The sequence below is a fragment of the Ruegeria sp. K5 genome (genome assembly GCF_056531805.1).
The window spans coordinates 566,409-589,426 of the sequence record NZ_JBQFML010000001.1; the positions used below are offsets into that span (position 1 = coordinate 566,409).

The 23,018-nt window shown below is 56.1% G+C and carries 22 protein-coding genes; 18 read left to right on the forward strand and 4 right to left on the reverse strand.

Annotated elements, in window-relative coordinates; all coding sequences use genetic code 11:
* Positions 1–212: 212 nt before the first annotated feature.
* The 4 genes from ACR0MO_RS02905 to ACR0MO_RS02920 all read left to right on the forward strand — a co-directional run bounded on the left by ACR0MO_RS02905 (position 213) and on the right by ACR0MO_RS02920 (position 3,870).
* The gene (locus ACR0MO_RS02905; RefSeq protein WP_480889627.1) at positions 213–1,295 is read left to right on the forward strand and encodes a helix-turn-helix domain-containing protein; all 1,083 of its coding nucleotides are present in this window, start codon (positions 213–215) and stop codon (positions 1,293–1,295) included.
* Between the two features lie 1,154 nt (positions 1,296–2,449).
* Complete coding sequence (locus tag ACR0MO_RS02910; RefSeq protein ID WP_480547910.1) at positions 2,450–2,860, forward strand: hypothetical protein; 411 nt, start codon at positions 2,450–2,452, stop codon at positions 2,858–2,860.
* Between the two features lie 52 nt (positions 2,861–2,912).
* A complete protein-coding gene (locus ACR0MO_RS02915; RefSeq protein WP_480889629.1) occupies positions 2,913–3,386 on the forward strand; it encodes a hypothetical protein in 474 nt (157 codons plus the stop codon).
* A gap of 292 nt (positions 3,387–3,678) precedes the next feature.
* On the forward strand, positions 3,679–3,870 hold the full coding sequence (locus ACR0MO_RS02920) for a hypothetical protein (RefSeq protein ID WP_480889631.1): 192 nt from the start codon (positions 3,679–3,681) through the stop codon (positions 3,868–3,870).
* Between the two features lie 82 nt (positions 3,871–3,952).
* Here the strand turns inward: ACR0MO_RS02920 and ACR0MO_RS02925 are convergent, their stop codons facing one another.
* On the reverse strand, positions 3,953–4,594 hold the full coding sequence (locus ACR0MO_RS02925) for a hypothetical protein (protein WP_480889634.1): 642 nt from the start codon (positions 4,592–4,594) through the stop codon (positions 3,953–3,955).
* Between the two features lie 609 nt (positions 4,595–5,203).
* On the opposite strand from ACR0MO_RS02925, the gene ACR0MO_RS02930 reads away from it, so the two are divergent.
* The 14 genes from ACR0MO_RS02930 to ACR0MO_RS02995 all read left to right on the forward strand — a co-directional run bounded on the left by ACR0MO_RS02930 (position 5,204) and on the right by ACR0MO_RS02995 (position 18,766).
* Complete coding sequence (locus ACR0MO_RS02930; RefSeq protein ID WP_480889636.1) at positions 5,204–6,205, forward strand: hypothetical protein; 1,002 nt, start codon at positions 5,204–5,206, stop codon at positions 6,203–6,205.
* A gap of 275 nt (positions 6,206–6,480) precedes the next feature.
* A complete protein-coding gene (locus ACR0MO_RS02935) occupies positions 6,481–7,059 on the forward strand; it encodes a hypothetical protein (protein ID WP_480889638.1) in 579 nt (192 codons plus the stop codon).
* Positions 7,060–7,276: 217 nt separating this feature from the next.
* Positions 7,277–8,581: a DEAD/DEAH box helicase family protein gene (locus ACR0MO_RS02940; protein WP_480889641.1), complete on the forward strand. Its 1,305-nt coding sequence runs from the start codon at positions 7,277–7,279 to the stop codon at positions 8,579–8,581.
* A gap of 92 nt (positions 8,582–8,673) precedes the next feature.
* Entirely contained in the window at positions 8,674–9,189 is a 516-nt protein-coding gene (locus ACR0MO_RS02945) for a hypothetical protein (protein WP_480889644.1), read from the forward strand.
* Positions 9,179–9,670, forward strand: a complete 492-nt coding sequence (locus tag ACR0MO_RS02950) for a hypothetical protein (protein ID WP_480889646.1) — start codon at positions 9,179–9,181, stop codon at positions 9,668–9,670. The genes ACR0MO_RS02945 and ACR0MO_RS02950 overlap by 11 nt, the downstream gene beginning before the upstream one ends.
* 16 nt (positions 9,671–9,686) lie before the next feature.
* Positions 9,687–10,421 carry a hypothetical protein gene (locus ACR0MO_RS02955; protein WP_480889648.1) on the forward strand — a complete coding sequence of 245 codons (735 nt, stop codon included), beginning with the start codon at positions 9,687–9,689 and terminating at the stop codon, positions 10,419–10,421.
* A gap of 27 nt (positions 10,422–10,448) precedes the next feature.
* Positions 10,449–11,066: a hypothetical protein gene (locus tag ACR0MO_RS02960; RefSeq protein ID WP_480889651.1), complete on the forward strand. Its 618-nt coding sequence runs from the start codon at positions 10,449–10,451 to the stop codon at positions 11,064–11,066.
* Positions 11,063–11,386, forward strand: coding sequence for a hypothetical protein (locus ACR0MO_RS02965; protein ID WP_480889652.1), 324 nt, complete (start codon positions 11,063–11,065; stop codon positions 11,384–11,386). Before ACR0MO_RS02960 ends, ACR0MO_RS02965 begins: the two co-directional genes overlap by 4 nt.
* Positions 11,387–11,486: 100 nt before the next feature.
* Positions 11,487–11,768 carry a hypothetical protein gene (locus ACR0MO_RS02970; RefSeq protein WP_480889655.1) on the forward strand — a complete coding sequence of 94 codons (282 nt, stop codon included), beginning with the start codon at positions 11,487–11,489 and terminating at the stop codon, positions 11,766–11,768.
* A gap of 4 nt (positions 11,769–11,772) precedes the next feature.
* Complete coding sequence (locus ACR0MO_RS02975; protein WP_480889657.1) at positions 11,773–12,396, forward strand: virion core protein, T7 gp14 family; 624 nt, start codon at positions 11,773–11,775, stop codon at positions 12,394–12,396.
* Between the two features lie 844 nt (positions 12,397–13,240).
* Positions 13,241–14,398, forward strand: a complete 1,158-nt coding sequence (locus tag ACR0MO_RS02980) for an acyltransferase family protein (protein WP_480889660.1) — start codon at positions 13,241–13,243, stop codon at positions 14,396–14,398.
* A gap of 257 nt (positions 14,399–14,655) precedes the next feature.
* Positions 14,656–15,624: a TAXI family TRAP transporter solute-binding subunit gene (locus ACR0MO_RS02985; protein WP_170450535.1), complete on the forward strand. Its 969-nt coding sequence runs from the start codon at positions 14,656–14,658 to the stop codon at positions 15,622–15,624.
* Positions 15,625–15,725: 101 nt separating this feature from the next.
* Positions 15,726–18,338 carry a TRAP transporter permease gene (locus tag ACR0MO_RS02990; protein ID WP_480889663.1) on the forward strand — a complete coding sequence of 871 codons (2,613 nt, stop codon included), beginning with the start codon at positions 15,726–15,728 and terminating at the stop codon, positions 18,336–18,338.
* Positions 18,335–18,766, forward strand: coding sequence for a universal stress protein (locus ACR0MO_RS02995; protein WP_170450539.1), 432 nt, complete (start codon positions 18,335–18,337; stop codon positions 18,764–18,766). Before ACR0MO_RS02990 ends, ACR0MO_RS02995 begins: the two co-directional genes overlap by 4 nt.
* A gap of 105 nt (positions 18,767–18,871) precedes the next feature.
* Here the strand turns inward: ACR0MO_RS02995 and ACR0MO_RS03000 are convergent, their stop codons facing one another.
* Genes ACR0MO_RS03000 through ACR0MO_RS03010 form a run of 3 tightly spaced genes read right to left on the reverse strand, consistent with a single transcriptional unit; the run spans position 18,872 to position 22,960 of the window.
* Positions 18,872–19,912, reverse strand: a complete 1,041-nt coding sequence (locus ACR0MO_RS03000) for a lipocalin-like domain-containing protein (protein ID WP_170621841.1) — start codon at positions 19,910–19,912, stop codon at positions 18,872–18,874.
* The gene (locus ACR0MO_RS03005) at positions 19,902–22,316 is read right to left on the reverse strand and encodes an FtsX-like permease family protein (protein WP_480626031.1); all 2,415 of its coding nucleotides are present in this window, start codon (positions 22,314–22,316) and stop codon (positions 19,902–19,904) included. Before ACR0MO_RS03005 ends, ACR0MO_RS03000 begins: the two co-directional genes overlap by 11 nt.
* Positions 22,313–22,960 carry an ABC transporter ATP-binding protein gene (locus tag ACR0MO_RS03010; protein WP_170621839.1) on the reverse strand — a complete coding sequence of 216 codons (648 nt, stop codon included), beginning with the start codon at positions 22,958–22,960 and terminating at the stop codon, positions 22,313–22,315. The genes ACR0MO_RS03005 and ACR0MO_RS03010 overlap by 4 nt, the downstream gene beginning before the upstream one ends.
* Between the last annotated feature and the right edge of the window lie 58 nt (positions 22,961–23,018).

A 23,018-nucleotide genomic window follows, 5' to 3' on the forward strand; every position in this document is an offset into this window, starting at 1 on the left:
CCGCCACGCGATCCAGCGCCGGGGTGGTGTTGTAATTACAGGATATGATGCGGCCCCGACAAACTTGCCCTAATACGCCTCCTTTGGCGGAAGCCAGAAGCCAAAGCTCTAAATCTGCTCAATGGCGGTCGTAGTTGACTAAACCAGATATGGTATTGACTGAAGCGCACTGCTCAACATAAGGTACTTCACACGAAATCGGTAAAGTTGAAGTGGGCGAAGTCATGCGTTCGGGATTTGGAAAAGCTGTTCAAAAGATACGTGCAGAGCGCGGCATCACTCAGTCGGCTTTTGCAGAACTGACGGGATGGTCGCTCTCACGGATTAGCAACATCGAGTATCAACGGGCTGCGATCAGCGACGACGTACTTCGCGTTTACCTCAGGTTCCTTGATACGACCGGAGAAGAAGCGCACCACCTCCGGAAGCTTGCCAGCTTTTCTAACGAGGTGAGGAAAGAACAGGCGCAACACTCTGAACACCCAAATGTGGTGGCCTTGCTGCGGCAATTCGGAAAGGACCTATCACCCAAGGCGGTCGCCGAAATTCAGCAGATCATTGAAAAAGAGACAGGTGAACGTGTCTCTGCGCTCATGTTTCAAAGCAACAAAAGTCGTAAGAAGCATAGCTCAAAGGCGAAACGGGCGCACCTGCAACTCCCAAGGTTCGTTGAGATTTGTATTCTGGCAAGCCAATTTCGCAGGGGTTTTGCCGAGGAAACGCATAAGCTGAACTTGGAAAAAACACTTGAAGAGTTGGCGTCAAGCAATGACGATTTTGACTATCGAATTTCGGAAGTCTTGCCCGCAACTGCACGCGGTGCGTTCGCGGTTATTGTTGGTGAATCCCACGGCGTCACTCTCCACTGTGAGGAGGGTCGCTATGCAAAACTCGCAAAGGGCGTTCACTTCTGTAGGCATGTTGTGGCGCATGAGATTGGCCACTACTTGCTGCACAGGGACCAACTAGACTCGGACGGGAAGTTGGCTTTTGAACCTCAGCTACTTGCACAAAACTCGTGTCAGATGATTGGCGGAAAGGGGGAGATTCAGCAGGTGGTGGATACTAAAGAAGAAGCTGAGGCTGAGTGCTTTGCAACCATGTTGCTGGTCCCTTGGGAGGCTTTTCTTCGTGGAACAACCGCCGACTTCCTCGCCTCAGATTATGGTGAGCAACACTCTGAAGTGAAGAGATATGGGCCATACTTCAAGCAACCAGCGGTAATTGAAGAGTTTAAGAAGCAACTTTGGGAAAAGGGCGAGACCTCGCATCCAATTTTTCGTGTGTCCAACTAGGTGACGCCGAAAAAGGCTGGGAGAGATAGACTCTCCTGAGGGTCACTTTTATCCATATAAATTAGGGACTTAAGGACCCATTCCCGTTAGATAAAAGTCTTAGTTCAGTCCCTTCTTAAGGGGCACCATCAGGGGACACTCAAGGGTCGCATTCGCTCCGAAAGACCAATTGAGGATGGATGATAGTCTACCATCACTTCCGGTTGATACTTTATCACCATGTTCGCAAGAACAGGTAAGTCTGCACCTTAAGGTAGGCACCTGATAGGGCATCTGAATCATTCAGGCATACCATCAGGGGCACCTTAGAGCCTCTCGGCTTTGGTTGGTTGATGAGAATGATCGAACCTTAACCCATCATCACACATCCCTCAGGACGCCACTCAGCAAGCCAACAGAGAGCCTTCAGGGGCATCGGCAGGAGAGAACTAACAGGTGGGCTTAAAAGTTGGCCGTACAGGTGACCCCAAAAAGTGCGGCTAAGGTGTTGGTGAGGTTGGGAATACCTTTGGTCATCAATGATCTTTTCTAGCACCAGCTTTCCACAAAATTGGCGAAAAAATGTGAGTGCCAGAGATAGAGCATAGTGTAGCGCGTACCCCCCGGTGCCCCCTGATCGAACCACTTCACAGCACACAAACAGCACACCTAAGGTGGCCTCATGTCACCGTTCAAGGCACCATCAAGCTACCAGAGCGCAGAAAACAAGGGACATGCGGAGGATATACAATCCTTTTCACATGGTCAGGCACCGCTTGAGGCGCAGACAGCGCACCGAACTACCGTGGTCTTTTTCCGCACAGGCTGAGCATCTGTGCAAAGGGGCGTACAAACCAGCACAACTCTAGCGGACACCTAAACCACCACCTCAGTCACCCATCAGGTCACCGTAATATAACACCTTTTGGTATCGCTTTAGGTGATCGACCCATGGCCTTCCATCAGTCATCGTGAAGTCACGCCATCAGGTGCCTCGCAGGGGAATGTAGGCGCGCCATCGGGTTATGACGGCAGCTAAGCGGGACAAAGCGAGCTTTCCCTACAGTTGCACCGACGTCTGCTGTTGTATTTACAGAGATCAACCGGGCTTGTCTTGTTTACAAGCATGGGTGCACGTGTAAGCGTTGAGGCATTCAAACGAAGCCGCCTTACCCATGCCTGACAAGAAGACCATCATTGAAAACCTGAATTGGACGACATCGCGAATCAGCGACCGTGTCTGGACAGTCTCCGTCGGTATATTAGTGACTTGCATATCTTTTGTTATCGAAGGCACTGCGAGCGGCGGGGACGGCTTCTTGAGCCCTGCGCGAATTGCAGGCCCGGCTTGCTTAGCAATCCTCTCGCTGGTCTGCGATTTGTTGCAGTATGTCGCAGCGGACTATCAAAACCGGGGCCTACTCAAAATTCTTGAAGAAAAGGACGAAGAAAGCGGCAGGTATCCGTACCCGTCAGCTTCAGGTACAATCAGGCGGCTGACTTACAACCTAAAGATTTTGTTTTGCGTCGCTTCTGCCATCTGGATTGGATTTGAGATGGCACGCGCAACCATCAATGTGATTTAGGGTCGTTATGAGCGATTGGGACGGACCACGATATACTAAGCCTAAGCGGAGCATGGCTCGAGCCGCTTACGGCGGCGAACCCGAGCCTCCTAACAAAGGCCCTAGGAAGTATCGAGCGCTGGTAGTATTGCTAATTGTGATTGCTGGTGGCTTCGGAGGAGCGGGGTTCTACTACCGTGGAGGCGGTGTTCACGACTTAGTGGGGGAAGTGGCGCAACGCAGCGAGAGTCTTTCAGGTGAAGACCAAATAAGTATTACTCTGGCGTTGATTGAAGAAGGCGGGCAGGAGAACCTTCAATTAGCCTTTGGCGCTTTGATGAGCCTTTCCCTTGACCAAGACACCGAAACAGATACCAGAATTTCCGCTTTAATCCTCATGGCGGAAATGCACGACCCAGCAACCTTCAATGCGGAAAGGTCTCCATTTCCTGTTCCAAACGCAGACGCAGCAAGAAGAATATACGCTCGCGCAGCCGACTTAGGTTCAGACGAAGCTCGAAAACGAATGGAACGACTGGGCGAATAGTTATCTGCCTACCGCTACTTCGGAACCCGCAAGTCCGCAGACACTAGCAGGTTTACGTCAGTCGGCGTGCCCACAGATGCCGAGCGGCGTATGATGGAGAAGCCGAAGGCCGTAGCTGATCACCCAACCTAAACCGCTGGGGCGCATCTCAACGCTCTCAGAGGTGGGTCTCTCCACCTGCGGGAAATTCCCGAAAGTGCAATAAAAATAAGGGGTTGACGGAGATTCCTTGAGGATTCATCTATGCGTTGCATCGCGGTGATGCACCACTACCAAGAATAGGAATAGTAGAATGATCGTATTTGACTTTTGCGTCGGCCACTTTGACTTGCTTATCGAGCGTCACCAGCATTCAGTGCCCTTTAAGGTGACCCGTGAGGGACCGGGTGAGACCTTCGTTGATGTGGGTCGCTACAGTCTGACCTTCACGAACCACAAGAAGTGGCTGGCAGGGCGTTCGACTGCCTCGGGCACCCTCGGGTAAAGGAAGGTGAGACCTAAGGTGCCCTTCCAATCAAATTGACGGGTACATGGTCTCCAACTCTCAGTTAAGCCGGTCCACTTCGTCAGTCTAAGTTTTTCGAAAGATAATCTGGTGAAACATCAAACAGGGTGGAGTACCTTGTATCCGCACTACAGCTACCTTTGGAGATAGTCGGGGCAATTAGCTCAGGTTGCCGGGTCCACACCTCTAACTTGCACTCTTGCAGAAGTGAGCAGTAGCATACCGCAAAGCTCATCTTCTGAGCGCCCCTCCAAAGTCCATCGCGCCAGACAGGGTGCCTTTCACTCAACAATGGGCGCTTGCTGCGTTCTCCTTCTGCAAGAATTACGGTTTCAGGGTGTGGAATCCCGAAGACTTGATCAATCTCCGAAGGTAAGCCACCGCCTTCTGATTCATTGACTTTGAGATAGACTGCTGTCCAGTGGGGCATTCGTTCATCCTCCCAGAACACCTGCACCCATTTGACCCGCGCTGGCCCCAGTCCTTCATTCGTCAAAGCGACTGTAAAGCCGTCATTATGGTTTCTTGCTATACCCCATGCCAGTTCAGGTTCCCACCTAAGGCGCTCGATCTTCTCTGCTCGCTTCGATTGGTCCACCGTGAACCAAAGTGCCAAAGAAGCAACTAGTATTCCCGATAGAGCTATGATCGTGTCAGCCCTCTTGCCTAGTAGAACCATGAGTTTGCGAAGAAACTTGAACATCAAACTACCCGTTTCAGCGTACAAATTGGTATCGTGTGTATCCAAGGTATCGACTTAGATTGAAACTAATCAACCGCTTGTTCGACTATCAGAGATCGGGGAAGAACTGATCGCGATGAAGGCTGAGTTGAAGCACGGGCAGTTCATCCCGTGGGTCTAGCAGCACTGCACGTTCAGCCGTGACATGGCGAACAAGTACATGAAGGTAGCCGAAGCGAAAACGAACACACGTGTTCTTTTTGATGCCTGCTCATCCATCCGCGAAGTCCTCGCCATAGGGAAGACCAAGGCAGCCCCCCAGCCCGACAACCGTGCGGCGACCCTCAACGATCTCCGTAAGGTCGAACGTCTGCGTGCCCTAAGGGACAACCCAGCGGCGACTGAAGGGGAGAAGAGGGCGCTAAGTCGACACGTTACCCAACCGCACCAGACGTAGAAGCCAGACAGACAGATGGGTATAGTCGGCGGATGGTATCGAGTTGTAACAACGCATTGCACGGCAATCGCTACGCAGTAGGTGAATCCGGCAGAATCGTCGCGATTGATGAAGTAGACCCCAGCGATCGATACGCTCTCGGCCCATTCAGGTGTATCGAATGCGGCTGCGATATGGTGCCTCACAAGGGCAAAGTCCGCGAGCATCACTTCAAGCATCACGGGCCAAGAACACCTGCCTGTGCGGACGAGACGTATTTGCACTATCTGGCGAAGGTAGCGCTTTGCGAGGCGATCCAGACTGCCATGGTCTCAAAATCACCCTATTTCGTAAGGTACGAACGCCCTCTCATTTGTGATCGGTATGCCAAGGACTTCGGTTACGTCTGTAGGTCCGAGAACGAGATCGAAACATGGGACGTCACTGACTTTTTTGACAAGGTCGAACTTGAAACGGCTCACGCTGGCTTCATTCCAGACGTGCTCCTTTCCAGCAGCAAGAGCGATGAAGTGATTTTTCTTGAGATCAAGGTCACGCACGCCTGTGAGCCGGAAAAGATCAAGAGTGGAATCAGAGTTATCGAAGTGGAAGTGCACAGCGAAGAAGACGTCCTCCGTCTGCGTGAAGGTATTTCTCTGCAAGATCGAAACACCACGACCTACAATCTCAAACAGGTGAAGCCTAAGGAAAAGTGGTGCAAGACCCCATGCTCAGCACAGGGCACTGCATTTGTTGTTTTTGAAAGTGGAAAAACGCTGATAGTCACCATGCCGTTCGAAGACCTAGGCACAGTACGGTCGAGGCGCTCCACCAAACTGTTCAAGCTTTTAGACAACGGCAACAATATCGCACCATGGAACTACACGGCAGTCTACTTCGAAAACAGCGTTGAGGCCCGGTTTGAAAAGGGCCTTGATGTGCGTTCGTGCCTTCTTTGTCGGAAAGGTGGCTTGGGGCAATACGAAAAACCAGTTTTTTGCTTCGAACAGGGTGTCGAAACCGAGATCAATACTGCCCACAACTGCAGGTTCTTTGCTCCTGTAGCCACAGAGGCAGAGGCCCGTAAAAGGTATGAACGGAACGTCAGTTATCTTAGAGGTCGCACAACCGGGCAATTGAGCAGAAATGCTGAATGGTGGTCGACCGAGATGAATGCGGAGTTGTTTGAAGACTAACGGCTGCGCTCGACCGCGTCTCTAAGACCGAACAGCTAGCTTGTGCTGAGGAAGGCTTTGCGGCGAATGAAGGTGGGCCAACGAGAGATAATTTCCTTAAGAATCCGAAACTTAGACCAATTTCAGCGACGGCAACCAGTAATTCACCCACACTATTGCACACACGGAACCGCCGTGATCGCCGCTGAGGTGCCACCGACCGGCAGTCGCAACGCGCCCCTTCCGTCCACCAGAACCCAACCCCAACATCACTCAAAGGATACCATGACAGACACATGGACGATGCCCACGCCTCAGAGCATGGGATGCAAACCACTGACCCGGCCCCAGCAAGACGCCTTCGCCCGTCTCTGGAAAGCCAAGAAGATGAAACACAAGACCAGAGCCGAGCCGAAGAACTCTGCCGCAAGGTCTACACCAGCAAGTCCCGAGTGGCCCTGTGCCGCGCCCTGATGCCGATGCAAACGAAGAAGCAAGAGAAAGAGCATAAGAAGAACCGACTGCCTCTAACCAAGCCCCAGATCGAACGGGAAGCCAAGCAAGCTGCCACCAATCGAAAACGCAGCGAGACCATGAAGAAGCTTTGGGCAGAACAGAAGGCTGCCAATGAGCTTGCCGAACGCCGCCGCCAATGGGTGACCATGAAGGTGAGAGAATGGCGTCAATACAGGGCTGCCGAGTTTGAGGCCGAACTGAAAGCCGAGATTGCGCCCCGTGAAGAGAACCATGACTGGTTTGGGCAGATGAGCAACGCGGCACTCAAGGCGCGAGAACTGGCCGCTGGTCTGGATGCATCGGACGTTGAAACCGAACTGATCGCGGAGTTCGACAGACGGAACAGTGCCTTGCAATAGAACCTGCGTGAAAGCGGCCTGAAAACAGTAGCTTACCAAAGACACCTACTACATGAATAACACATAGTAGTTTCGTTCCCTCGAACGGCTTTTCTTATCCTTTGGCCGTGAGGGGACCTTGGCGGGCGTCTCTCATGTTGGGTGCAGGGACGTCCGCCGCCTTTTCCCAAACAATCACCCCATCCCCCTAATCGTTGTCACCGAAAGGAAGGTAGACATGACCAAGATCACATTCATTGACCAGCCTTGCGGGACAGGAAAGACCACCAAACTCATCAACGAACTCAGACAGTGGAACTTAGATACGCACAGGCCTGTGCTGGTGGTGACCCCGCGATTGTCCGAGGTCCAGAGGATTGTTTCAGGTGCCCCTGAGGCCATGCTGACGGTTCCCGAAGGCAACAACAAAACGATAGACATTGAGGCGCTTTTGAAAGCTGGCCTGAACATCGTCTGCACGCACGCTCTCTTCATCCGTCTCGAACATTTGGCGATGGCTGGTCTTCTGAACCAATACCGTCTGATGATCGACGAATGCCCAACACCCCTTGAGATTGGCACCGCCATCAGTAAGCGGAACTTTCAGGAACAAGTGTTGGACACAGGCTTTGCCAACGTGGACCTCTTCACCCGAAAGGTTTCCCCGAACCCGGCATGGTTTCAGCACATGAGCGTGACCGGCCTTATGGGAACCCTAGGGCGGCTGCTAAACGAAGCCTCAAGGGGCCGCTTGTTCGTAGCAGAAGATGGTCGACCTATCGTTCTGGCAATCCCCACGGCGCTACTTATGGCACCTTCAAGCCTAGAAATCCTGACCTACCTTACCGAAGGCAGCATGATCGCCGCCTATCTCGACCGGATAGGTGCCCCCTTTGAAGTGAAGAGGTGGGCAGGTGAGAGTGACTGGATATGCGCCCAGCGCGACCTGATCACCGTCGAAACGATGGACCTGCCGGTTGTCAAAGGGAAGCCGATGAAGTTGACCCACAGCGCCCAGACCAGTCGGCTACCGCCCGGTGTCGCCAAGACGCTGGGTAGCAAGCTCCGTAAGATGTACTTTGATGGTCCCCTCAGGGACACCCCGAAGGAAAACATCATGATCACCTGCGCGGCCAACCTCTACTTCGATGGGGGTGCCGACAAACGCCGGAAAGCCAGTGCGATGATGAAAAGCACCGGGCTATATGGCCGCTGGTCTGAGACACACGGGCAGTGGAAGGTGAAAGGCGGTCTGCAATGGGTTGCCAACCAGACCCGAGGCATCAATGACTACATCAACTGTTCGCATGCCTTCTATCTCTACGATCAGCATCCCAATCCGGTGTTGTGCAGCTACTTAAAGAAGGACCCGGACAAGTGGGGTGAGCAGTACGCCCTGACCGAGTTGGTGCAATGGCTCTACCGTTCCCGCGTTCGCATTGGTGAACCCATCACCGTCTATGTCCCGTCCGACAGGATGCGACGTATCCTGACCGACTGGCTCAACTCAGCCCAACTTGAGCGCCTGCCGATGGCTGCCTAAGCAGACCCCTTCAGGTTCACCATCACACCCTAATTCCTGGCCCTGCCTTTCTGACCGAAGGTGGGGCCTTTTCTATTTTAAAAGGATACCCCATGCCGAAGCCGATGGTGCCCCCTAGGACGGGGCCGAAGAAGCGCGTGCTAATCCCCGGAAAAGTCAAAGGCCGCAAGGCACGGACCGAGTTCGCCCGTGAACGATACATGACGCCGATGCAAAAAGCAGAAGCCGATCTCAAGTCAATGCGGTCGACCAGTCACCCCATCAGGCGCATCCAGACGACCCGCTTAGAGAACGCCATAAGGGATATGTTCGGGGACGTTGAAGTGGGCCGCATGCTGGACAGGATGCGAGATCGACGCTCAGCCTTAGGCTACGAAGGCCATAAGCTGCCTGTGAACCTGCCCGTGCGGTTGAAGCCCACCACGTATGTCTTGCTGGACATTGTGCGTAAGCGCTTCGCTGAGGCCCACCCAGAAATCCCGTTTGAACTTGGTAACCAAGAGATTGTCGCTGGTCTGTTGGCGAAGGGTTTAGAGGCCATCGCCGCCTCTGAAGACGACGTGTTCATCGACACACTCCCCACAAAAGGAAAAGACCATGAAGACTAAGCGTATCGTTGTGGCGAACCAACGCCGCAGCAACCGGACCGCATCTTCCGAGTACAGTGGCGATGACAACTGGAAGATCACCAAGGCAGAGGACTCAGACCTGTTTTCCTTTGAGTGGCGCGACAACCTGCAAACGCCGTGGAAGGCGGTCGTGAGCTATGTCGACCCCATCACGCTCTATGACCGTGTTCGCTTTCACTTCGCCACTGAGGCAGGTGAAGACGCTGAGCAAGTGGACCTGCGCGCTGACATCAGCAACGCCCTGCTGAGAGTTATCTACGGAAACGCCAAGGGTGACTTCAGGGGCATGAAAGCAGCCAACTCAGGGCCGACCATAGAGGAACGCCTGAACGCAGAACTTGCGGCTGGCCAGATCACGCCCACGCGCGTGGACCAGATCAAGCGCACAGTCGCCAAACGCAAGCGCCAAACCTTCAACCGCATCGCCCGTGAGAAAGCACAGGCGCAACCCAACACCTGAAAAGGACTGAACAACAATGAACCCATATGAAGGAATGAGCCTCGAAGAAGCTGCCGCCGCTATGGACACCCAAGGTGTCACCAATGGCATCCTTATGGATAGCGGTGTGACCGCTGGTGGTGAGTATACCGCTGGTCAGGAAACGCCGCATAACGTCGCCGCATCCATCCGCAACGAAGGCGGTGTCCGAACCGTAGAGGTTGTCCCCGGCAACCCCGCAAGTCGTACCTCTGTTGAAGCTGCTCTGACCGCTGGTTTGATTACCAAAGAACAGCTTGAGGCGAACCCTGAGGTTGCACCTGAAAGCAAACCTGAAGGCCCCCAAGATGACGACGATCTAAGCGACCAGCTTGGACCTCAGGACTTGGACCAAATGTTCGGCGAAGAGAACACTGAGATCGTTAACGGGCTGGTCGACAGCATGGGCGAAGATGCTGCTGGCACCATCCTTGGCCAAGCTATTGAAGACGGCAACATGATCGACGTTGACGCTATCCGCGAGGCGTTGGGCGAGGGTGCCACCGATGAGGCTGTCGAAGCCGCCGCTAACGATATGGCTGACGTGATTGAGGATGGTCTCGATTACCTGACCGACCAAATCGCTGCCGCTGGCATGGACCCCGACATGGTTGCCCAAGTCATCGCTAGCGACCCTGAACTTCTGGCCGAGGGCAAAGCTGCCTTTGGCGACTTCCTGACCGACGGTTCGATGACCGGCATCAAAGCCGTTCTCGACAAGGTCTACTCATAACCCACCCCCCAAAAGGATTTACTACTCATGAATGAACAAGACCAATTCCTGCCCCAAGGTATCCGCTCGTATGAGCTTCAGGCAGAAGCCCAACGTGAAGCCCGCGACGTGGCTGCCAAGGAACTCTCAGAGAGCATCGCCAAGGAAGCCGAAGCAACGGCTGAACGGCTGAAGCAAGAGCGCTTGCGTGCAGGTGGCACCGAGGCAGTCGTTGTGGACGCCCATAAGGAACTCGTGAACCAGCGCGCTAAGGAAGCCGAAGAGGCTGCACTGAATGCTGTTGAAAAGGTGTTGAAGCCAGAGGAAATCAAATATCACTTTGTCCGGCGTGGTAATGTGGTTTTGAGGGAATCCGGGCCTATTCCGGCAGGGCAAGAGGGCAGCCCATACTACGGCTACACATACGCTGAAGTTGAACCCCCAGCCGACCCTGTGGCCGAAGCCGTGAAGGCCGCCAAGGAAGCGAAGAACGCCGAGTTCAACAAGCAGCGTACCATCATGCTGCGGCAGCCTGCTGCACAGGATGCCGATACGTCGAAAAGTGCAGTCCTTCCCAAGTCCGATGCGGAACGGATTGCAGAGCTTGAGACGCAGGTTGCATCCCTGACAGCCAAGACCAAGCGGAAAGCCTACGGTGCCAAATGAGCGAACGTGACGACCACTATGATGGCATCGAAGAAATCAGGGTCCTGTTAAGAAAGAAGTTCATTGACGGCCTGACAAACGGTGTCCCCGAGATCGAACCCGCCACTGGTGCGATCATCTCGCGCTCCGAACCTAAAGCGAGTTGGTTGGCTGAAGCGCACCGCTTTCTAAACTCCGAGGACAAGAAGCGTGAGGCAGAAGAGGCCGAGGCCAAAGAGAAGCAGCGAGCTAGTAACGCTCTAGACGACGCTTTGGACGACCTACCAGACTTCCCTGACGATGAGGGTGCCACAAACCCTTCGCAATCCACCATCAACTGACCCCTAACGAATCCCTGAACAGGCCCCGAACGGCTACTGCGGTTGACCCCGTGGTGGTTGCTTGGGGCCTTTTGCGTTCCGGTCTGAAAGAGAAATCACAATGACATACACCGACATGATCACCGCGCTAGGGGCAGCCCATAAGGAACTCCAAAAGGCTGGCCTACGGGTGTCTGACGCAACCGTAGAGATCGACGCTGTAGCAAACCGTATGGCCGAGTTCGACGGCACAGAGACCGAGGCGAAACTGGCGGCTTTGGACTACGTCGAAGCCCGCGCCAACCTCGAAGTTGCACAGCGCGTGAAGGCGGCAGCCCGTGACGAGTTCAACCGTTCTTACCTAGTCCTGCTGCGTGCGGACGTACCCACATTTGAAGGATAACCCAATGAGCTTACCCCTCATCCTACCCGCCCTTAAGGCAGCGATTGGTGTGGCAGCCCCAACCGCCAAAATAGCATCTATCGCTTCTGCTGTATCCGCTGGCCTTTCGGTCGCAAGCGCCGCCGCTGGCTATGGTCAAGCAAGCGCTCAGGCCGATGCTCAGGCTGCCACTAACGCGAACCTGAAAGAGATTGCCCGGCAAGACATGGTCGACGGTACTGACCGCATCAACCTGCGCCAGTCTCAGGAGATCGAGGCAGCCACCGAACAACAGATCGACCATCAAAACGCCGCCACCCGCGCCGTTGCCTCTGCGAAAGTGGGTGCCTCAGGAAGTGGCGTTACAGGGTTCAGCGTCGATGCCCTGCTAGGTGACCTATACGGCCAACACGCCACCAACCGCGACCGCATCAACATGAACCTCGACAACCGTATTGAGCAGCTTGATGCCGAGCGCGAAGCACTCGCGACGAACTACACGCGCACTGCTGCCAGCTTGCCCAGCGTCCAGAAACCCAGCGCATTGGGCTACGGCTTGCAAGCTGGTGTTGGCGTGCTGGATGCCTACAGGGACCGCCTGAAGGCCGTTTCTGACACACCCAAAGACGCGCCTTCCCAGAAACCTTAAGCACGAGTTCAAGCAATGACCACGTATCGACCTATCGAGAAAACCGCTGACAACGGCTTCAACCCGAAGTGCAACGTGAAAGGGTACCCGGCGGACAGAATCGGGCCTTCAGCAGGCGGAACACAAGATCAACACACGGCCTTCATCGCGGCTAAAGAGAACCGCAGGCCGAACTCGAACGACTCATCAACGGTCCCGCCATCAGGCAGCGAGGGATAACCGCTATCCGAGGCGGCCACGGCAGTCCGCGTTCTGACGGAATTTCCGGGCGAGAAAATCGTGGCCGCTTGACAGGTACCACGACACACAATAGCCCTGAGGACAGCACACATTTGGGTTCACCAGATGGCCTTAAACGTTACAAAAACCCTGTCACCAGTGACGTAAACGGTGACGCAAAAGGGGTTAGTAGTGACGGGTAACCAAGCGAAAACCCTTGTAAAAAAGGGCTTCGAAAGAGACAGGGGATTCAAAATCCCCCGCCTTCACGGGCGTGAGAGTTCGAGTCTCTCCTTGGGCACCACAGATCATTTGAAACTGTGACTTTGGTTTGCGGCTGCAGAGGCATAAGCTCTTGGGATTTCTTCCAGTAGATTTGGATTTTGAGAATTACTTCAGCCCGTTCTTGATCGAATGCTGACATACAAGGTGACGCCACAGTTTGACGACGAAAGCAGGGGCTACCCAAGGGATCAATCCGCCTATAGTCTGCACCACGCCTGTTTGTGTCATATGCGGAGTTATTAGTTAAGGCTTACACCAAAAATGAGTTGCTGCTAATCTTGTACCGTGCTGGTCGAAATTTTGAGAACCAGACAGTTGTGTTTGGTTAGTGAGGTTTTTGGTGGCTGAAAAAATTGGCGCAGAGAAAATCGGTTACATCAATGGGTTAAGAGGAATTGCGATTGTAATGGTGTTAGCTCACCATATTTTGCAACCACTGATTTCCCCGTTGTCCTATGAGGACACCTCGGCGGCCAACTATTTCCTGTTACAGCCGTTTCTGCATAATGGCTGGCTGGGCGTAAACATTTTCTTTGTGTTGTCCGGTTTCGTTCTTTACCTGCCTTTGGCGCAAGAAAACGCTGCACCCTTCGATTCCGTGAAATTCTTAAAAAAGCGTGGGTGGAGATTGCTTCCGCTTTACTATGTGAACGTGCTTGTATGCCTGGTTCTATTCCTCGGCGAACCCTTAATGCGGATTTTATCTCATACAGTATTTTATCTGTTTGCCGCCGTCCCAAGCCCACTACTTTTCTTCCCACCGATGAACCCACCGCTTTGGTCGCTGGGAATAGAGATATGGTTTTCAATCCTTTTTCCGCTAATCCTAATTTTAGTCCGACGCAATGGACCGGTTACGACACTGCTGGTGTTAGCTGCGTTATCGATCGGATTTCATGCCTTTAGCGCGGCAAACTTCCAAGTTGAAGGGAAGTACTTGAACGATTTTTCGGATACTTTGCCCGGACGGCTGTCAGATTTCTGCTTTGGTATGCTGGCGGCGCATTGGTGGGTAAAGTTGGATTCCGGCCAGTCTCTTTCGATCAATCGCTTAAGAGTATTCTTTTTCTTAGGCTGCCTTCTAATTTATCTCGCCTTGGTTTTGTCGCTGGCGCGGTATGTCGGTGATGTGATGCCAATTGCCCAGACTTTTGCAAACCTGTCTATCGCCTTAGGAACCGTGTTTGTCATCTTGTCGTTGGTAGACGGAAGAAGCGCTCCCTCTGCGACGGACCTTCTGGAGATGCGGGCACTGCAACTTGTGGGTATGATGTGTTTCAGTATTTACATCTGGCACTGGCAAATTCTTCATGCGTTTAACGTCTTTTGGGGTGATCAAAGCTGGGCGTTCGGCCCGATGGTTCTGGTGTATCTTGCCGTGCTCGGTGCTGTGTCTGTCATCAGCTACCGTTTTATCGAGTTCTGGCACAAGGACTTCCGATCAATATTCTACGTCCCCAAACGATTGCCCCGGGACCTGAATAGGGCGCAGTCTTGATGGGTGGCGTGATGGGCCACTGAATACGGGGAAAGTTCCGTGATCAGCTTCAGATATGCAGCTTTGCGCTTCGGTGGAGGTCGCCGGACTTGACATTCCGGGTATCTGAATGAAACCTCGAAAATGTTGGGAGACATTGGAAAAATTCAAAAGTTGCACGGATGCATGGCGGCCTGATCTGACGATCCGGCGCGTCCCTTGCATTCGCGGGGCTTTTGTTCTTTCCCGCTCACACAATAAAAAATGGGAGTTCTTACATGAAAAACAGCAGCAAGCTTAGCCTCGGCGCATTTGTCACCGCGGCGATGATGGCACCGGCAGCCTATGCCGAAGAGTTCATCACAATCGGTACCGGCGGCGTGACCGGAGTTTACTATCCGACCGGTGGCGCGATCTGCCGTCTGGTGAACAAGGGCCGCAAGGAACATGGCGTGCGCTGCTCGGTCGAATCGACCGGTGGATCGGTCTACAACATCAACACCATCCGCGAGGGCGAGCTGGAGTTCGGTGTGGCGCAGTCCGACTGGCAGTACCATGCCTATAACGGCTCTTCGAAATTCGAAGAGGCTGGTCCGTTCGAAAACCTGCGCGCCGTCTTCTCGGTTCACCCCGAGCCGTTCACCGTTGTGGCCCGTGCCGATGCCGGCATCACCAACTTCGAGGACCTGAAAGGCAAGCGCGTCAATATCGGCAACCCCGGTTCCGGTCAGCGCGGCACCATGGAAGTCCTGTTGGGCGAAATGGGCTGGACCACCGATGATTTCGAACTGGCGACCGAACTGAAGGCGGCTGAACAGTCGGCGGCCCTTTGCGACAACCAGATCGATGCGATGGTCTATACAGTCGGCCACCCCTCGGGTTCGATTCAGGAAGCAACCACAGCCTGCGATTCCGTTCTGGTGAATGTCAGCGGTGACGCGGTCAGCAAGCTGGTCGACGACAACTCGTTCTACCGGACCGCGACCATCCCGGGTGGTATGTATCGCGGATCGGACGGTGACACCGCAACCTTTGGTGTCGGCGCAACCTTCGTGACCTCGGCGGATGTGTCGGAAGACGCGGTTTATGCGGTTGTCAGCTCGGTCTTCGAGAACTTCGACGACTTCAAAAAACTGCACCCGGCATTTGCCAATCTCAAGCCCGAAGAGATGATCGCGGACGGCCTGTCGGCCCCGCTGCATCCGGGTGCCGAGAAGTACTACAAAGAAAAAGGCTGGATTCAGTAATCCGGACCCAAAGCAGGGTGCCCACGGGCGCCCTGCCACCCAAACCCGTAGCAAACGGGTGATTCAGAAGGCCGCAAAAGGCCGCGACGGGGAGACAATCTATGAGTTCCGACACACAATCCAATCGTCCGCTATCCGAAGAAGAGCTACAGGAATTAGTTGCTTCCTCCGACGCGGGTGGACGCAACCCGGTCGGTAATGTCGGGATATTCCTGGCCATTGTGGCAGCGATCTGGTCGATCTTTCAGGTGGTTCTGGCCTCGCCGCTGGCGAATTACATATTGCCCGGCAGTATCGTGAACAATTCGCGGCAGTTCCATCTGGCCTTTGCCATGTTTCTGGCCTTTGCGGCCTATCCGGCGCTGAAGTCCAGCCCTCGGAACTATATTCCGGTTCAGGACTGGATCATGGGCCTGCTGGGCGCGTTTGTCGCGCTGTACGGCTACTTCTTCTATCAGAAAATCGTTGATGCCGGTGGCCTTGCGGATGACACAGACAAATGGGTTGCCCTGGCCGGTCTGCTGTTGTTGTTCGAAGCCGCGCGCCGTGCGCTTGGTCCGGCGATGGCGATTATCGCGACGATCTTTCTGGCCTATGTGTTCTTCGGCTCGTCCGAATGGGTGCCCGAGGTTATCCGCTGGAAGGGTGCCAGCCTGAAAAAGGCCATGAGCCATATGTGGATCACGTCCGAGGGCGTGTTTGGCATCGCGCTTGGGGTTTCGACCAAATTCGTGTTCCTGTTCGTGCTGTTTGGCGCGTTGCTGGATAAGGCCGGGGCAGGGAACTACTTTATCAAAATGGCCTTTGGAGCGCTTGGCCACCTGCGCGGTGGTCCGGCCAAGGCGGCGGTTGTTGGTTCGGCGGCGACCGGCCTGATCTCGGGCTCGTCCATCGCCAATGTTGTGACCACCGGCACCTTCACCATCCCGCTGATGAAACGCGTGGGCTTTTCCAGCGAACAGGCGGGCTCGGTCGAGGTTGCCTCATCCGTGAATGGCCAGATCATGCCCCCCGTGATGGGCGCTGCGGCCTTCCTGATGGTTGAATATGTGGGCATCTCATATGTCGAGGTGATCACCCACGCCTTCCTGCCTGCGGCGATTTCCTACATCGCGCTGGTCTATATCGTGCATCTCGAGGCCGTGAAGCGGAACATGCCCACGCTGGGCGACCGCGACGTGCATCTGGCGCGGACCGTTGTGGGGATGTTGTCTTTCTTCATCGTCTTTGCCGGTCTCTGCTATGGCTCGCAATTCCCGGTCGATGCGGTGACCGCATGGGTTCCGTCGGCGGCCGGTCTGGTGCTGAGCCTGATTGTCTGTGCGGTCTATGTCGCGCTGCTTTATCTGGCCGCCCAGGTGCCGGATCTGGAGCCGGATGATCCGAACGCCAAAGAGGTGCAACTGCCCGTCATCACAGACATCTACAAGGCCGGGCTGCACTACCTGCTGCCGATCATCGTGCTGGTCTATTTCCTGATGATCGAGCAGAAATCGCCGGGCCTGTCAGCCTTCTGGGCGACTGCTTTGCTGTTTGTGATCCTGCTGACGCAGAAGCCGCTCAAGGCGATCTTCCGCGGTGAAAGCGATGTCTACAATCGCTTTATCGATGGTGTTGCCGATCTGTGGCAGGGCCTAATCGATGGTGCGCGCAACATGATCGGGATCGCCTTGGCCACGGCCACGGCGGGCGTGATCGTGGGCACCGTGACCCTGACTGGCGTGGGCCAAGTGATGGCCGATCTGGTCGAGTTCCTGTCGGGCGGCAACCTGATCCTGATGCTGATCATGGTCGGTATCCTCAGCCTGATCCTGGGCATGGGCCTGCCGACCACGGCGAACTATATCGTCGTCAGCTCGCTGATGGCCGGTGTGGTTGTGGAACTGGGCGCGCAAAGCGGGCTGATCGTGCCGCTGATCGCGGTGCACCTGTTCGTGTTCTACTTTGGGATCATGGCGGATGTGACGCCTCCGGTCGGGTTGGCCAGTTTCGCGGCGGCTGCCGTGTCCGGTGGTGATGCGATCAAGACCGGATTCACCGCGTTCTTCTACAGCTTGCGCACCGTGGCGCTGCCATTTGTGTTCATCTTCAACACTGACTTGCTGCTGATCGATGTGACATGGGTCGAAGGGATAATCGTCGCCATATTTGCGACCATCGCCATTCTGGTCTTCACCGCCGGAACCATGGGCTATTTCCTGACCCACAGCCGGATTTATGAAAGCATTGCGCTGATCTTTGTGGCCTTTGCCCTGTTCCGACCGGATTTCTTCATGGACCGGATCTCACCTCCTTTCCAGTCGGTGGAACCTGCCGCGTTTGAAGAAACGATCGGGCAGACGCCACCAGGGTCCGAGGTGCGACTGGTCGTGTCCGGCCCCGATTTCGACACGTTGGAGATGGTCGACACGACGGTCGTCGTCACTGTGGGTGAAGAAGAGGGCGGAGCGGCCCGGGTCGAGGCGATGGGTCTGCTGCTGATCCCCGAAGACGGGCTGATCAAACTGGAAGAGCCGCTGTTTGGCGCGCCGGTCGCGGATGAGCTTGGCATCTTCGACTATTACGGGGATGAGGCCGTGCGCTTGACCTCGGTCAGCCTGCCGTCCAGCCAACCGCCCAAGCAATTGATCTACCTTCCGGCGATGCTCTTGCTGGGTCTGATCGCCTTCCTGCAACGTGGCCGTGCCGCCAGACAAGAAGAGGTGCCCGCATGACAAAGTCAGTTCTTTGCGCCGTCGATATCAGTAACGGAGATCTGGACAGCCCGGTCCTGAAACAGGCCGCAGCGTTGGCGGATTTGGATGGGGCCCAGTTGGATGTGGTGACAGTTCTGCCCGATTTCGGGGAAAGCTGGGTGTCGGGCTTTTTCGAGCCCGACTTCCACGACAAGGCATTGGAAGAGGCCCATAACAAACTGACCGCGCTGTGTGTCTCGGCGTTGGGCTCGGACCGCAATGCCTCGATCCGTCATGTGGTTGCAACTGGTACGGCCTATCAGGAAATCCTGAAAACCGCCGACAGCGCCGGGTCGGACCTGATCGTGATAGGGGCGCACAAGCCGGATTTCAAGGATTACCTGCTGGGCCCCAACGCTGCGCGCGTAGTGCGGCACGCGGCGGTTTCGGTCTACGTCGTCCGCTGATCCAGAGTGTGCGACCTTTGAGCTGAAGTATCATGCGACAGGAATAGCCCGAGAGCGCCGTAGGCGTGGCAGGGTATTCCTGTCTCAGAATTAAGGTCGCACGCTTTAATACCCGGTCATCTCAAGGTAGCCGCGCCCTGCGTGGCTGCCTGAGACCGTGACAGGGCCTTCCCAATATTCAAATCGCGTCGTCATCCAGGCGTCAGGGATCAGGGCCGAAACCTCGACGTTTATGTCGCGGTCAGGCAGGGTGACGTTCCATCGAATTGGCACATCCCGACCCGCAACGCGTGCGGTTTCAAGTGGTGTGAACTGGGCCGATCCATCAGGCAGTGTCTGGCTGCTGCCATCCGCATTGATCCACGTGGCCGCCGTGAAATCACCCCGTGCTCCGCGCAGGCGAAACGCCATCAGCTTGTCACCATCATCGAAGCTGAGCGAGAACCAGTCCCACCCGCTTTGATCCTCGGCCAAGGGCTGCGACGACCACTCGCGATCCAGCCAGGCATGACCGGTGACGGCGATGTCTCCGTCCGGCAAATGCAGGGTGCCTTCGATGGCGTAGAAGGGTTGGGAGTAGTAATAGCTCGCCTGACCGTCTGCGGATTTCACGGAATATCCGCCGTCTCCGTGAAAGACCAACGGACCTTGAGCGTTCAGGGACAGGGTATAGCCGAAATCCGCTCCATTCGCGGTCAGCGACAGCGAGTCGAAATCCGGCCCGCTCATGCGCCATTCGTCGATCCATGCGGCAAAGGGTTGGGCCGACACTCCGGCCTGACCGATGCCACCGCGGGACAGGCGTTCGGCGAAGTAATGGCGCTCGGGCGTGGTGATTGCTGCGTGACCCATCCAGATTTGCGGGCTTTGCCAGCCGTCGGTGTCAAAGGGCTTTAGGGCAGATCGGAACAGCGTCCACTGAATGCCATAGTCGCGCCCGTCTTCCCCCTTCAGGTTGGCCGTCAGGTACCACCATTCGATGCGATAGCTGGGATGCGCGCCGTGATCTTTGGGAAAGACGAACTGAACGTCTGGTTGAGGCACGTCGAACCCATCTGCCGAGCCACCCAGACCCGCATAGCCCTGCGCCAACGCGGAAACCGGCAGGCAGAAGAGGAGGGCCAGGATTAAGGCTCTAACGTTCATTGGCAAAAACCCTCAGTAAGTTTGCCGGTGGCAGGCGTAACAGGCGCAGTGCGGGCAGGGCGGCTGCGATCAAGGCAGCCAGCAGCGTGAGTGCGAATAAATACAGCCAATCCCATGGGAACAGGTACATCGGCAGGCGCCAGCCGAATGCCTGTACATTAATGACAGCAAGCAGGACCCAGGCCAGAACCAGCCCCAGCGGCAGCGCAAGACAGGCCGTCAACGCCGCCAGTAGAACACTGCGCAACAGCTCGAATTTCGCCAGTTCTGCGCGATTCAGACCCAAGGCCCAAACCGGCGCGATCTGAGGCAGGCGCTGGGTCCATAGGGTCAGAAGGCTGGTTAAAATGGCGAACCCGGCGACCCCAAGTGTCAGGATGTTGAGTGCGGAGGTCACGACAAAGGTCTTCTCAAAAATCGTCCGCGATTGCGCCTTCATCGCGGCCTGCTGCACCACGTTTCGGGGCGGCAGATCGAAACGCGCGCGTAGGGATTGCGCCATCTCAGTCGCTGCGCCCGGGTCCATACGTATACCAAAGCGTCTTGCGTCTGTCCCCGGCGCGATCTGATCCAGTTTGGTCATGGACACAATCGCCTGACCGGTGGGGTTGCCATAGTCGGAATAGACGCCCGCGATTGGCATTTGATGGTCCGGCGCGATCGTCAAAACATCCCCCGGCCAAAGCTGCGCGCGGCGGGCCAGTTGCTCGTTGATCAAAATGGCCTCACCCGCCATCACCCTGTTCCAATCGCCATTGGATCGGGCAATCAATGGCCAGTTATCCCGGTAGACCGGATCGTCTACGACCCCATACAAGAACAAAGGCTCGGTGGTGTGAGGCAACTCGACACTGCGGATCGGCAGGAGTGCATTGACCTGAGGGGCCAGCCATTCGGCCATCTCGCTGGCTTGCTGGTCGTCCTTGGCGGTTACATAAATTTCGGCGGTCAGGCGTTGATCGAGCCATCCGATGAAGGTCAGCCGGAAGCTGGAGACCATGGTGCCAACGCCGATATTTGCAGCCAGCGCCAGCAGCAGGGCCATCAGTGCCAGAGAAAGCCCCGGCAATTGCGCCCGCATATCGGCCCAGATCCATTGCGATACAGGGCCGCGCGCTTGTTTAGCACCTACCGATAGGGCGAAGGACAGAAGCAGTGGCAGCAACAGGGCGGCCCCGGTCAACAATCCGGCGAGCAAGACAAACCCGGCAAGCAGGCCACCGAGGCTGGTATAGAAAAGAGTACCGCCGACAATCAGACACACACCGATGATCCCAGCCAATCGGTGTGTCTGTCCCGAGCCGCTCCAGGCCTGCACGCCGGGCCCTTCAAGCAGTGGCATCCGGGCCAAGCGCCACAACGCATGACCGCTGGCCCCCAAGGTGCCCAGCAGCGCCATGGCCAGCCCCGCAAGCGCCCATTCGGGTTGCAGGGTCAACTGTCCCGTCACAGGTGCGCCGTATAGCCCGCGCAATGTTGCGGCCACGTCGGGCAGCAGCGCGCCTGCCAGAAAGAATCCCAGGATCAGCCCCAGTGCGCCGCCGATACAGGCCAGCAGGGTCAACTCGGCCAGGATCAGCCAGACCAGCCGCCGCATCGAAACACCCAGGGCGCGCAACGTTCGGATCACCCCGCGCCGTTGGGCAAAAGCCAGCCCGACCGTGCCATTTACGATGAACAGGCCGACAGCGAAGGACAGCAGTCCAAAGGCGGTCAGGTTCAGGTGGAAGCTGTCGGTCAGTTGCGCGGTATCGACCTGCGAATCCGGGCTGATCTGTTGCAGTTCCGGTGCGACATCCGACAGTGGCAACCGCCCGCGCGGCTGGTTTGGCAGAACGACAAGGCGCGAGATCGTACTGGGTTGACCCAGCAGAGTCTCGGCCACGCCAATGTCGGTCAGAATGACATCCGGGGGCAGGGACCGGGACAGCAGAATGGGCGGCAGATCGCTCACCGGTTCCAGAACAGGTGCAAGATCGGGATGCACTATGAGACGCCCAGGAGCGGTCAATATATCCGCTGGGTTGGGTGGGTCGGCGCCCTGTTCGGTCTCGGTCACGGCGGGCAGGGCCGGGTAGGCCACCATATCCACGCCCATCAGGCGTATTGTCCGCCCCCCGACACGGAAAGTACCCTCGAGCACAGCTGCAACCTGCCAACCGGCCTGACGCAGTTGGGCATAACGCGCAACGGGGATGGGACCTGTGGGATCGCGCAGTTCATCGAACTGACCAAGTGCCAGTTGTGCGTTTGCGCGGGCATAGCTGGCGCGCGCTTCGGCATTGATCGCCTGCACCGCAGACCACAGACCGGTGGCCAAGGCGATCCCGATCAGCAATGTCGCAAGTTGCAGCCAGTGCGCGCGCCAATGGGACAGCAACGCTTGTATGACCGGTCGCGTCATTGGATCCGGCCACCGGCCAGATGCACGCGCCGTTCTAGCCGCGCAGCAATTTCGGCGGAATGGGTGACCAGCAGCAGCGCCGCGCCTGTATCCGCGACAAGCGACAGCATCAGGTCCAACACAGTGGCGCTGGCGGTTTCATCCAGATTGCCCGTGGGTTCATCTGCCAGCAACAGTTTCGGGCGCGCACCCATGGCACGGCCAATGGCGACCCGTTGTTGTTGCCCGCCGGACAGGTTCTCGGGGAAGCGATCCAGAAGATCGGACAATCCCAACCTGTCCGCCAGATGGGCGCTCCAGTCGGGATCATGGCACCCGGCCAGCCGGGCGTGGAACGAGAGGTTCTGTGCAACCGTCAGCGACGGGATCAGGTTAAACTGCTGAAACACCAACGAAACATGACGGCGGCGCAGGTCGGCCCGTCCAGCATCATCCAGCGAGGACAGGCGCGCTCCGTTCAGCGTGATCTCGCCCCCGTCGAACCGATCCAAAGCGGCTGCGAGGTTCAGCAGAGTGGATTTGCCGCTGCCGCTTTCTCCGGTCAGCGCCAGCGTCTGCCCCTGATCCAGTTCCAGCGACACGTCGCGCAGCACCGGCCGCCCGCCGGGATAGGATTTCTGCACCTTGTCTATTGTCAACAGCATCGACCGACCCACTTTTTCCCAGCAGGATGTGCAACAGTTTTGACCTATGTCCAGTGCA